A 12746-nucleotide genomic window follows, 5' to 3' on the forward strand; every position below is an offset into this window, starting at 1 on the left:
GATCGGTGGCGGCAATACTTATTGTGGCCAGACCATCGTTCGCCGCAGGAATCGTGAAATCGAAGGTCCAGACTGCCGGGTTGGCGGTTGCGGTCATATCCGCGGCCGCCACGGTGTTGACGGCGTAGGCGATACCTGCCTGAGGCGTCGCCTCAGCGTCCTCGTCTTGCGTCAGGGTGATGGTGACCACATCCCCTTGGCTCGCCAGGGTGTCGCTGTAGGTGAGGACAGCAATGGGCAAGGTCTCATCGACGATAAGGCTGGTTGCGCTGATGCTCCCGGTGGTGACATTGCCGGCCACATCGGTGAGGACCGCCCGGACGGTGAGTACGTCGCCCTCGGAGTACCCCGCCAGTTCCTCCAGGCCGGTGGCGGCAGCCTCAATGTCGGCCACCACCAGGGCCTTGCTCCCGGCGGTAACCTCTGCCTGGCTGATGGACACGGCCGAGCCAAGGCTTTCAAAGCTACCATCGGCTTCGCCTTCCAGCTGGATGGAGCCGCCCACCAGGGTGAGATCGCTGGCCAGTGGCACGTCTACTGATATGCCGCCGTTGCCTGCGTTCCAGTACCCGGAAACCACCGTACCTGCCGTGGTTACCAGGGTACCCAGGGTGAAGGACGCCGGGGCTGTTTGATCGACGAAAATGGTGGTGGCGCCGGCCGTGCCGGTGGTGCTGTTACCAGCGCCGTCGGTGATGATGGCGCCGACAGTGAGTGTGGAGTCGTCGGCAAAGTTGGTCACCCCTTCCACCTCCGCAGCCGTGCGGCTTAGCACCTTGTCCGTGCCCAGATCGCCCCCGGCGATGATGTAGGCCGCGCCGAGATTTTCAAGACTGCCGCTGCCGATTTTGGCCTGCAGCTGGATGGTGCCCCCGGCAAGGTTCGCCGAAACATCCACGGGCACGGTGATGTCGAGGTCGGTGTTGCTGGCATTCCAGTAGGTGAGCACCACGGTTCCTCCGGTGGGGGCCACAGCGCCCACAGTGAATGCTACCGGAGGCGTGTCGTTCTCCAGGATGGTGTAGGTGTGCGACGGCAAGGCCCCCAACGCGGCGTTGACGGGGTTGGCCAGTGTCACCAGGAAAGCCTCGTCGGGCTCCACGATATTGTCGTCGACAACGGTGGCGGTGATGTTGGCCGTGGTGATGCCGGCGGCAAAGCTTAGCTGGCCGTCAGCCAGGGTGAAGTCCACGCCGCCACGGGTGGCGGTTAGCTCGGTGACCGCATAGTCCACCGTGATGGCCAGCTGCGAGGCCACCGACAGGTCCACCTGCAGGTTAACCGGCGTGGCGCTTTCGTCGCCCGAGGAGCCCAGGGTCGTGAACGCTACGGTTGGGGCGTCATCATTGTCGGTGATCGTGTAGGTATGGACGGAGTTGCCACCCAGTGAGGCGTCGATTTCCCCCGACAGGGTTATGATAATCGTTTCGGCGGGCTCGTCGAATATGTCATCCACGATGGCGACATCGATGTTGGTGGAGGTTTGCCCGGCCGTGATGGTGGCCGTGCCGGCGGCTAGTGTAAAGTCGTCGCCACCCGCCGTCGCCGTGCTGCCCGTGACCGCGTAGCCCACCGTGGCATCCACCGCCGTGGCCACTGACAGGGTGACGGCGATGCTGGCGGGGGTGACTCCCTCACTACCGTTGGAACTGGCAGCGCTGAACTCGATGGTGGGCTTGGCGTCGTTGTTGGTGATGGTATAAGTGTGGACGGTGTTAACCCCCGGGTCGGCGTTGGTGATGGCCCCCAGGGTAATGATGATGGTCTCGTCCGTCTCGTAGATGGCGTCATCAATAATAACGGCGGAGAGGACCGAGTCGGTTTCACCGGCCAAAATAGTTGCTGTCCCGGCGGCCAGGGCATAGTCCACGCCACCCCCGGTAGCCGTGCCGGTAATGCTGTAGGGTACCGACACATTCTTGCCCGATGCCGCCGACAGGGCAATGGTGGCGGTCACCGGCGAGGTGCTCTCCGCACCGCTGGCCGAGGCCGTGCTGAACGCCAGTGTGGGCGTGACATCGTTATCGGTAATGGTAAACGTGTGCGTGGGGAAGGTGACGCCCACCGACGCATTGCTGGGATTCGACAGCGTGATGTTAAACGTCTCGTCAAACTCATCCAGGGCGTCATCATTGAGGATGGCGGTGGTAATGTCGGTTGTCGTTGCGCCGGCACTGATGGTGGCCGTGCCGGCAGCCAGGGTGAAATCGACGCCGCCCGCCATGGCCGTCACGCCGGCAGAGGAGAAGTCCACCGTCACTTCCAGTCCGGACACCGCAGACAGGGCCAAACCGAACGTTGGGCTGCTGCTCTCAGCGCCGCTGGAGCTGCCCGAAGTGAACTCCACGAAGGGGGGGGAATCGTCATCGGTGATGGTAAAAGTATGGGTGGTGTCGGCGCCCAGGGTCGCGAAGTTGGGTCCCGAAATGCCCACAACCACCGTCTCGGCCGCCTCATCCAGGGCGTCGTCAACAACCGTTATGGAAAAGTTGGTGGTGAGGTTACCGGCGGTGATGGTGGCCACGCCGCCAGGCAGGGTATAGTCCTCCCCGCTGCCCACGGCGTTCCCACCCGTAACTGCGTAGTTGGTGGTGACAGTACGGCCCGAGAGGGTGGAGAGGGTGAGCCCGATGTTGGTGGATGGCGTGCCCTCGCTGCTGGACGAGGAGGTGGCGGTAAACTGTATATTGGGCGGATCATCGTTGTCGTCAATGGTGTAGGTATGGACGAGGTTGGTGCCCGGTGTAGCATTAGTGGGGCTGGAGGCGGTGAGGGTAAAGGTCTCGCCGTCCTCATCCAGCGCATCGTCATTTATGGAGGCCGATATGTTCGTGGTCATATCGCCTGCAGTGATAGTGGCAATCCCGCTGGACAGGGTATAGTCTTCGCCGCCACCGGTGGCCGTCACATCGGCGACGGTGTAGGTCATGGTGACGTCCCGGCCTGAGGCCGCCGATATGCGCACCTGGATATCAACGGGCGTGGTGCCCTCGTCGCCATTGGATGTGAGGGTGCTGAAATCCACCGTCGGAGCGGGATCGTCGTTGTTGATCGTGTAGGTATGCGTCGAGGGGCTGCCCAGCGATCCGTTGATAAATGAATCCAGGGTGATGACGATGGTCTCGTCGTCCTCATTGAGGATGTCGTCATTGATGGTGATGGAGATGTTCTCGGAGGTCTGCAGGGCGTTTATCACGATGGAGCCGGAGGCCAGGTTGTGGTCGGTCCCGCCGCCGGTGGCGGTTCCCGTTACGCTGTAGTTCACCGTTACGTTCCGGCCTGAAATCGCCGACAGTTTGACCTGAACATTCACGGCGGTGACATTCTCCGCGTCATTGGAGGTTGCCGCCGCAAACATCACCGTGGGGACGGCGTCGTTGTCAGTGATAGTATAAGTATGGGTGATGGGGTTCGCCAGGGTGGCGTTGACCTCTGTGGCGCCGGTCAAGGTCACCGTAAAGGTCTCGTTGTTCTCATCCAGGAGGTCGTTGTTAATGGTGACAAAGGGTATGTTTGCTGTCGTGGCTCCGGCAGCTACGATGACGGTACCCGACGCCAGGGAGTAGTCCACGCCGCTACCGGAGGCGGTGCCGTCGGCGGCCGTAAAGTTTACAGAGGCCGAAAGCCCGGATTGCGCCGAGATCCGCACCTGGATGGTGCCTGAGGTGGTGCCCTCGCTGGCACTACTGCTGGAGGCGTCGAAGAAAATGGTGGGCTTGGTATCGTCGTTGTTGATCGTATACGTGTGTTGCGTTTGGGGATTGATTGCACCTTCAGTTTGAAAAGCCAGACCCAGCACCACATCCTCATTATTTTCAAAAAGAGCATCACTCACGATGGTGAGCACAACGTTTTGGCTTGTATTACTGATAAAGGTCAGGACCCCCTCAGTCACGGAGTAGTCCGACCCTGAGGCCTCGGTTGTGAGATCAATTAGCGTAACCTGAACCGGGTTCATAGCAGAAATAGCACCATACCCGGCGGCAGTTACCGTGATGTTTACCGATGTGACGCTCTCCGCACCATTGGAGCTGGCCAACGCGAAACCAACTGTCTGAGCGTGGAGCGTGCCTGCAAACAGCAAGCCAACTGCAGACAAGAGGAGTGCGCGTGTGGTCGTGAGGGTTCGCATGGGTTTACGAAGGGGGGCCGTCTGCACCTTATACCGCCAGGGCAAAATATACGTGCTGGGGTGGCGCAAGGTTAAACTAAAACTTTAAGCAGCCGGGGGAAGTGACCTGCATCAAGTGTCATGTGCCGCAGCCGGCGCCCCGATGTGCCCAACCGTTGAACTCCAGCGCACCTAGAACGGATAGCCGATGCTGCCGCCCACGTCGATCCAGTACGATGGGCCGGTTGGGGCGGCGTCCTGTACATAGGTGAGGCGGGATTCCAGGGTGATGCCGATGAACCGGATGAAGGGAACAGTATAGCTGGCGCCGAAGAATACCCCACCCCTGAAATCACTCCCCGCTGCGTAGACCCCCAGTCCCGCCAGGGCCTCCAGCGACCCCACCGGCACCCGCATCAGGCCCTGCAGCGCCACCCCGGCGAACTCGCCGCCCACGGGGTGCTGGTTCACAAAGCTGAAGGTGGCCACCTCCAGGGTATAGGCCGGGGCCAGGGCACCGGCGCCCGCTTTGCGAGGGAGGTCCAGGGAGAGACGGGCATCGATGGTGGAGTACCAGAAACTGTTGAAGCCCAGCCCCGCCAGCCAGGGAGAGGTCACCGTTAGCTTGGCCATGTAGCCCCGGATCACCCGCGGCTGCTTGATTTTTGGCTTCTCGATCTCCTCCAGTTCCACCTCCCCGGCCGTGTCATCGGCCAGATTCAGTTCATCGCGTTCCTCTGCCCCTTCAAAATCGTCCAGGAACTCGTCGTCTGAAAAACCTTCGAATCCTTCCTCATCGTAGAACTCACCATCGTCATAAAACTCCCCGTCCTCGTCGAAAAACTCGCCATCGCCATCGTCAAAAAATTCGCCGGCCTCCTCGAAGTAGCCATCATCAAAGCCCTCTTCGTCGTAGAACTCATCACCGTAGTATTCATCATCGTACCCGTCATCAAACTCGTCGCCGAAGTATTCAGTGGTATCGTCAGCGAAGTCGTCCTGCGCCACGGCTAGCGACGGCAGCGCAACCAGCAGAGCCGTCAGGGCCAGACCGGCCAGCCAGCTTCTGCTTCGGGGGTTGCTCCTATTGGGATGGTTCATTCTACACTGCCCGCATTTGCACCCGCCGACCAGCTATGGGCCCTCATAAATGGATTCGACGGGTAACAGCGCCAAATGTAGGCATCCCATGACAAAAATAAAGACATTTTTCGCTCTCGCTCGACAGTCGCTCATCCCTGGCTCCAGCAGACCGGGGCCGAGTCAAGGTTGGGGTAGACTGAGATGTGCCGTTCCATGCCCTGCGACAGACCATAGGAATCGATAGGGATTCAAAAGGGGACAGTGGTAATTTTGGGGTTTGGCGTGCGCGTCCGGCAGCGGTCGTTAAAATCCTCACGCGATCTGCACGCAAACCGCCCATCTGAGACTCGGGGGAAGGACATGGAAACAGCCCGTCTGATATACAAGAACAAGGAATACGAGCTGCCCGTAGTCGGCGGTACCGAGGACGAGCTTGGCATCGATATTGCGAAGTTGCGCCAGGAGACGGGCATGATCACCCTCGATTCGGGCTACGCCAACACAGGCTCCTGTCTCAGCAGCATCACCTTTATCGATGGCGAGAAGGGCATCCTGCGGTATCGCGGATACCCCATCGAGGAGCTCGCTCAGGCGGCCCGCTTTGTGGAAATCTGCTATCTGCTGGTGTATGACCACCTGCCTACGCAGGAAGAATTGGACGACTTCCGGCACCAGCTGTCCCACCACAGCATGATACACGAGGACATGAAAAAGTTCTTCGAGGGCTTTCCGCCATCGGCCCATCCCATGGCCGTGCTGTCAGCCATGATATCGTCCCTGTCCGGCTTCTATCCCAATGTTGAACTTGACGAGGACACGGTCGCTCTGAACATCATCCGCCTGCTGGCCAAGGCCAAGACCATCGCCGCCTTCTCCTACAAAAAGTCCATCGGCCATCCGTACGTCTATCCCCGCAACGACCTGAGCTATACCGCCGATTTCCTGCACATGATGTTTGCTGTCCCCGCCGAGACCTACGAGGCGCCCAGGGTGCTGGATGACGCCCTGAACCTGCTGCTCATCCTCCACGCCGACCACGAGCAGAATTGCAGCACGTCTACCGTCCGCATGGTGGGCAGCAGCCAGGCCAACCTGTTTGCCTCCATCTCCGCCGGCGTCAGCGCCCTGTGGGGCCCGCTGCATGGCGGCGCCAACCAACGGGTCATCCAGATGCTGGAAACCATTCGTAATGACGGCATGAACTACCAGAAGTATGTGGACATGGCGAAGGACAAAGACTCGAACTTCCGGCTCATGGGCTTTGGCCACCGGGTCTACAAGTACTTCGATCCACGGGCCACACTGCTGAAAGCGGCCGCAGACGATGTTCTGTCGGAATTGGGGGCCGATGACCCACTGCTTGAGATCGCCAAACGCCTCGAAGAGATCGCCACGAAGGATGACTATTTTCTGGAGCGAGGCCTCTATCCCAACGTCGACTTCTACAGCGGTATGCTTTACCGCGCGATGGGCATACCCACGGAGATGTTCACGGTCATGTTCGCCCTGGGCAGGCTGCCCGGGTGGATAGCCCACTGGAAGGAGATGCGGGAGGATCCCAATCCGCGCATATACCGCCCCCGGCAAATCTATACGGGCGCGACCCAACGGTCCTACGTGCCAGTGGACAAACGCTAGCCGCGACCCTTCTGGCCCACCAGAGGACCGGTCTTGACGCGGCGCTCCAGATGAGGCAAAACAGCCGCAAATGATCGTGGAAATCATCATCAAAGTGGTCAGCGCCCTGGTCGTAGGGGCGGCCTTCGTTTATGCTTGGCAACTCGGCAGGAAATACGGTCTCAGTCGCCAGCCCGGATGGCTGAATATCGAGCTGGGCTTCGGCCTGACATTGCTCGCCAGTCTCCTGGTCCTGACGGAAAACGTCGCAATGGTAAGGCGCCTCCTTGTCATCGGCGGTTCCGACTACCGGTACTATCTGACCTTCGGGAGCTATCTCCTCGGTTTCGTCTCGATGATCATCGGCGGGTGGAAGTGGCTGCCCGCTCTGATCGCTCGCCAGCAGTCCGACGCACTACAAGCGGCCAATGCGCGGCTCAGGCAGGAAAGTAGCGAACGCTCGCGGGCGGAGGAGGTGCTGCGGGAGAGCGAGCGCCGCTATCGCCAGATTATCGAAGAGACCAGCGATATCGTCTATACCATCAACCCCGAAGGCTATTTCACTTATGTCAACCCTCCCGGCCAGAGATTTACCGGCTACACAGAAAACGAACTAATGGGGATGCACTTTACCCGGCTCATCCCTGCGGCGTGGCTTGATCGCGTCAAGTCGGTTTACTCCGAGCAGATCGACAAAGTGCAACCGGAGACCATGTTGGAATTTCCCTACATCACGAAATCAGGCGCGGAGAAATGGGTCGAGCAAAAGGTGACCCTTCTGATCAAGGACGGCGAGGTTACCGGCCTACAAAGCATTGTCCGTGATATCAGTGAGCGGAAGGAGGCCGAAGAGGTTCTCCAGCAGGCCCATCTTCAGCTTGAAGAAAAGGTCGAAGAAAGAACGGCCGAATTAAAGGCTGCGGTGACCTCCCTGCAAACTGAAATTGGCGAGCGCAAGCGGGCGGAAAAGGAAATTCTACAACGCACCGAAGACCTTACACTGATCAATGAGATCAACAATGCCATCAATCGCGGCGACAGCCTTCAGGAGGTGTTTCACCTGCTCTCCAGGCAATCGAAGAAAACATTTTCCGGCCATGGAGCAGCCGTCTATCTGCTCAGTGAGGACAAGAAATACCTCACCCTGCAGCTGACGCCTGGCATTCAGAAGCTGGTGGGGCGAGTGGAAAAACTGCTCCATCGCAGCCTGCCGGAAATCAGGGTGCTGCTGAATAGTGGGGGACGCCACTTTGAGGTTCTGGAATCTGGCGCGCCACAGATAATCAGCACACCCGCCGAAATCGACGCCCTGCTTGGGGACTACATCAATGTATATAACCTGCCCGGCAAAAAGCTCCGCGAGCTGGCATGCAGCTTAATACCAAAAGTAAAAGACATGTTCAGTCTGCGATCGTTCCTGTTGGTCCCACTCATTTCAGGCGATGAAACACTGGGACTGCTGGACTATGCCAGGAAGGAACCATTTACTCAAGAAGACCTGCAGCGCTTTGTAACCATTGCGCAGCAAATGACGACGGCCATCAAGCGGAAGCAGGCAGAGGAGGCCCTAGCTCTTGAGGAGGAACGGCTCAGAACAACTCTCCGGAGCATTAGTGACGGCGTCATTGCCACCGACATTACAGGCAATATCATTCTTATGAATCACGCCGCCGCGGAGCTCACCGGCTGGCCGCTCGATTTGGCGCAGGGTAAACCCATCAGCGATGTATTCAAATCCACCGGCGACGGAAAACCGTTTGAGCTGGCTTTGGCCTCCGTCCTGCGCGGCAACATAAAACCCATCCAAAACCCCAATCGTCAGTTGGTTACCAGGGACGGAAAGGAACGGCCGGTCGCCGGAAGCATGGCTCCCCTAGGCAATAGCGGCGAAAAGGTGAAAGGCATGGTGCTGGTCTTTCAGGATATCAGCCAGCGGCAACAGCTGGAGCACGAAATGTTGCGTTCGCATAAATTGGAGTCACTGGGAGTCCTAGCCAGCGGGTTGGCGCACGATTTCAACAATTTTCTCATGAGCATCATGCTCAACGTGGTCACTGCCAAACTGAAATCGGATCAGAATGCGGACGTAAAGACGTTGCTTGAGTCGGCTGAGCAGTCCATCACCAAAGCCAAAGCCATCACCCAGCAACTGCTGACATTCAGCCGTGGCGGCGATCCTGTAAAATCGGGCATGCGCCTCCAACCTCTGGTTGAGGAGTGTGTCAAATTTGCCCTTCACGGCCGCCCGGTGGCGTCAAGTTTTGACCTGCCCGATGACTTGTGGCCGGTGGACGTGGACTCAGGTCAGATCAACCAGGTGATCAACAATCTGGTGCTCAACGCCGTTGAAGCCATGCCGGATGGTGGCCGGCTCGAGGTGTCGGCCCGGACATTGAAGGTAAAAGAAGGCGAGGCTCGCATTGCACTGGAACCGGGGGATTATGTGGAGTTGAAGGTGACCGATGAGGGCGAGGGGATACCGGATGCGATTATTGATTTCATATTCGACCCCTATTTTACGACCCGTGATAACGGCAACGGCCTGGGGCTTTTCTCCTGCTACAATATACTTACCAGGCATGGTGGCGGTATTACGGTCGCTTCGGAAGTCGGCCGGGGAACCACTTTTACGGTCTATCTGCCGGCAGCAAAGCGGGGTGAGTTAGCGGCTGAGCAGCCGGTGATCACGAGGGGTAGCGGCCGAGTCTTGGTAATGGACGACGATGATACCATTCGCCTCGGGCTGGCGGCCCTGTTGGGCGAATTGGGCTACGATGTGACCACGACTGCCGCCGGTGAGGAGGCCGTTGAGATTTATACGAGTGAACTGACGTCGGAACACCCCATTGATGTGGTTATTCTTGACCTGACCGTCCCTACTGGTATGGGGGGCGCGGAGACGATCAAGCATCTGCATGCTGTCGACCCGCAGGTGAAAGCCGTCGTATCCAGTGGCTACGCCAACGATCCCGTCCTGGCGCAGTACCGGGATTACGGCTTCCAGGGTATTCTGGTGAAGCCTTTTCGACCTGAGGATTTAAGCCAGGTTATGGACGCCTTGATACGCGCCCCTCGGCCCGACCCTGCGCCCGTTGCGCTCCCCTAGAGCGGAAACACCGAACGACTGACTGCCAAGCGCCAAGCGACAGGCGCGCGCCCAGTCGTCATAACTTGCGCTCTGTTTTCGACGGCCCACGTCCGTGCCACTTGAATGGCAGGATGACCATCAGCCAGCGGATCGAGCCACCGAGTTCAAAAAGACAATAGGATTAAGGTGCGACAGCCGGTATTCTGTCCGGCTGTCACCAAGCTCGAAGGACGCCCGCCAAAACTGGGCAGGCGCTGAGGTACCGGCTCCCCATACAGGTGCGGTACCGGATGGTTAGTTGATTAGAATATTATGCTAACGGCCGCCGCCGGGACGCTCGCGCGCCTCATTGACGCGCATGACGCGTCCACTAAATTCTTTGCCATCCAGTTCGCTGATGGCCTTGTCGGCATCTTCATCTTCCATTTCCACAAAGCCAAACCCTCGAAACCGGCCAGTTCCCCGGTCGGTTATGAGTTTAACATCGTTTACGGTACCGTGGCTTTCGAACAACGTCCGAATTTCATCTTCTGTGACGGTGAACGGTATGTTGCCTACGTAGATCGTTTTTGCCATACTGTGTGAATCTCCTCGATGTGACCCAGCCCTACCGAGATCTTCGGCTCAGGATTGGCTGAGTCACGGTCAATTGAAACCAAAGGCCGCAAACAAGCATGCATCCCACTGTTTGAAGCGTGGGACAACCTCATCGACTGACCTTATCTATAACAGGTCGTTACCTAAACGTCTTATTGTTGCCAGAATTAATTAAGGGAAGCGAATCGCTACACGCGGAATAATGCGGACAAATGAAGACACAAGGCCACGAATTGGCATGAGGTTAAAGCCATTTCGCACGACGCACAAGTACTTCTTCATGAGACGCGTGCCATGGCGGAACCGTACGATATAGAGTCCGCTCACCAGCTTCAGATTGGCCTTCAAGACTGGGTCTGCGGGGAGTGCTAACTGCCGAGCGGACCGTGTGATTCCTCTGGTGTTGGCCGATCACCGCTCCAGGCAGCCTCGCGTACTGCCTGCGACGCAACCCGGAATGGGGCTTGACCAACCCGCCCCGGACAGGCTAAGCTGCGCCCTATGCGCTCCTTCATCATCAGAGGCGTTTGGTTCCCCCTGCTGCTAGGCACCGCCTGCACCCCTCAGTCCGGCGCCGACCTGATTCTCACTGGCGGCACGATCCTGACCATGGACAAGCACCTGGCCCCCGTCTCCTCCATGGCTGTGGTTGACGGCCGAATCCTGGCCGTTGGATCGGAGGATGAGGTTTTGCCCCTGGCCAACCGGGCTACCCGGCGCATCCGACTGCATGGCGCCGTGGTGGTGCCGGGGCTCACCGACAGCCACTTTCACCTGGCCGGTTTCGGCCGCTCAATGGATGAGCTGCAGCTGACGGGAACCGGTTCCGCTACGGAAATCGCTGAACAGGTGGCCGCCAAGGCCGGGGAGCTGCCCACCGGCACATGGATTCGAGGCGGAGGGTGGGACCAGAACGACTGGGAGGTGCAGACTTTCCCCACCCGGGCCATCCTGGATGCAGCAGCGCCTGAGCATCCCGTGGCACTCAAAAGAATTGACGGCCACGCCATCTGGGTGAATAGCCAAGCCCTGCAGCTGGCCGGTATCACTGCCGGTACAGCCGATCCTGACGGCGGCACTATTGTGCGCGACAGCACCGGAAATCCAGAGGGTGTGCTCATTGACCGCGCCATGGCGCTCATGGACGCAGTGCTGCCCCGTGCGTCGCGGGCTGACCTCCGCCGCTGGCTGCTGGCCGCAATAAAGCGCAGTAATCAGGTGGGTCTCACGGAGGTGCACGACCCGGGGGTAGATGAGGCCACACTGGACGTAATCCGGAAACTGGCAGACGAGGGCCTGCTGACACTGCGCTACTACGGCATGCTGGATGGCGACGACGAGGCACTGCTGGCCGCGCATTACGCCAGCGGACCCGTGCTCAACTACGGCGGCCGCATGACGGTACGGGCGGTGAAGTTTTACGCCGACGGCGCACTGGGCAGCCGGGGGGCCGCGCTGTTGTCCGACTATAGCGACGACCCCGGCAACCGTGGGCTGGTTCTAACGCCCGCTGCGACGCTGGAGGCCCTGATTTCTGACGCGTTCAGGGCCGGCTTCCAGCCCTGTACCCACGCCATTGGTGATCGGGCAAACCGGATGGTTCTGGATATCTATGAGCGGGCCATGGCAGGCGCCGGGGGTCATGAGCTGCGACCCCGGATTGAGCATGCGCAGGTCATTGCCCGACGCGACATCCGGCGTTTTGCCCGCCTTGGTGTGATCGCCGCCATGCAACCCACCCATGCCACGAGTGACATGTACTGGGCGGAGGACCGATTGGGCAAGAAACGGGTGGCGGGCGCCTACGCCTGGAGGCAGTTACTTGCTTCGGGTGCCGTTATTGCGGGTGGCTCCGATTGCCCCGTGGAGCGGGAGGAACCGCTTTTGCAGCTCTACGCAGCCCGGACCCGGCAGGACACCAGCGGATGGCCCGCCGGGGGCTGGCAGCCCCATGAGCGGATGGGCGGTCTGGAGGCCCTCAGAACCCTGACCACCGGCGCTGCCTTCGCCTCCTTTGCCGACACGGCCCGTGGTAAAATCCTCCCCGGCTACGACGCCGACCTCACCGTCCTCTCCAGTAATCCAGTGAACAACGACCCCCGCGAGCTGCTGCGCACAGAGGTGCTGATGACGGTAGTAGGCGGCGATATCGTCTGGCACAACCGTACAGGATTCCAGCGCATGAAGGCTCTGCGGGAGCGGCTTGAGAGTGGCGACACTCTGGAGCACGAAGCGACTAACTGAGGCTCA

Annotated in this window: 6 protein-coding genes; 3 read left to right on the forward strand and 3 right to left on the reverse strand. The window is 59.4% G+C overall.

Going from position 1 to position 12746, the window contains the following annotated elements; genetic code table 11:
• Both IH971_05290 and IH971_05295 read right to left on the reverse strand, forming a co-directional pair.
• A partial coding sequence (locus IH971_05290; protein ID MCH7497248.1) for a hypothetical protein occupies positions 1 to 4099 on the reverse strand: 4099 nt, incomplete at its 3' end.
• A 204-nt stretch (positions 4100 to 4303) separates the two neighbouring features.
• A complete protein-coding gene (locus IH971_05295) occupies positions 4304 to 5212 on the reverse strand; it encodes a hypothetical protein (protein ID MCH7497249.1) in 909 nt (302 codons plus the stop codon).
• Positions 5213 to 5554: 342 nt separating this feature from the next.
• On the opposite strand from IH971_05295, the gene IH971_05300 reads away from it, so the two are divergent.
• Positions 5555 to 6832: a citrate synthase gene (locus tag IH971_05300; protein ID MCH7497250.1), complete on the forward strand. Its 1278-nt coding sequence runs from the start codon at positions 5555 to 5557 to the stop codon at positions 6830 to 6832.
• A 70-nt stretch (positions 6833 to 6902) separates the two neighbouring features.
• The gene (locus IH971_05305) at positions 6903 to 9917 is read left to right on the forward strand and encodes a PAS domain S-box protein (GenBank protein MCH7497251.1); all 3015 of its coding nucleotides are present in this window, start codon (positions 6903 to 6905) and stop codon (positions 9915 to 9917) included.
• Between the two features lie 297 nt (positions 9918 to 10214).
• Here the strand turns inward: IH971_05305 and IH971_05310 are convergent, their stop codons facing one another.
• Positions 10215 to 10475, reverse strand: a complete 261-nt coding sequence (locus tag IH971_05310) for an RNA-binding protein (protein ID MCH7497252.1) — start codon at positions 10473 to 10475, stop codon at positions 10215 to 10217.
• A 522-nt stretch (positions 10476 to 10997) separates the two neighbouring features.
• Between IH971_05310 and IH971_05315 the strand changes: the two genes are divergently transcribed.
• Positions 10998 to 12740: an amidohydrolase gene (locus IH971_05315; GenBank protein ID MCH7497253.1), complete on the forward strand. Its 1743-nt coding sequence runs from the start codon at positions 10998 to 11000 to the stop codon at positions 12738 to 12740.
• The last annotated feature ends 6 nt before the right edge of the window (positions 12741 to 12746 follow it).

This window comes from Candidatus Neomarinimicrobiota bacterium, from assembly GCA_022560655.1.
Lineage (GTDB): Bacteria > Fidelibacterota > Marinisomatia > SCGC-AAA003-L08 > TS1B11 > JADFSS01.

Bases quoted from the DNA above. Each gene is read 5' to 3' on its own strand.
- IH971_05295 (MCH7497249.1), bottom strand. From the start codon at position 5,212: ATGAACCATCCCAATAGGAGCAACCCCCGAAGCAGAAGCTGGCTGGCC.
- IH971_05300 (MCH7497250.1), top strand. From the start codon at position 5,555: ATGGAAACAGCCCGTCTGATATACAAGAACAAGGAATACGAGCTGCCC.
- IH971_05305 (MCH7497251.1), top strand. From the start codon at position 6,903: ATGATCGTGGAAATCATCATCAAAGTGGTCAGCGCCCTGGTCGTAGGG.
- IH971_05310 (MCH7497252.1), bottom strand. From the start codon at position 10,475: ATGGCAAAAACGATCTACGTAGGCAACATACCGTTCACCGTCACAGAA.
- IH971_05315 (MCH7497253.1), top strand. From the start codon at position 10,998: ATGCGCTCCTTCATCATCAGAGGCGTTTGGTTCCCCCTGCTGCTAGGC.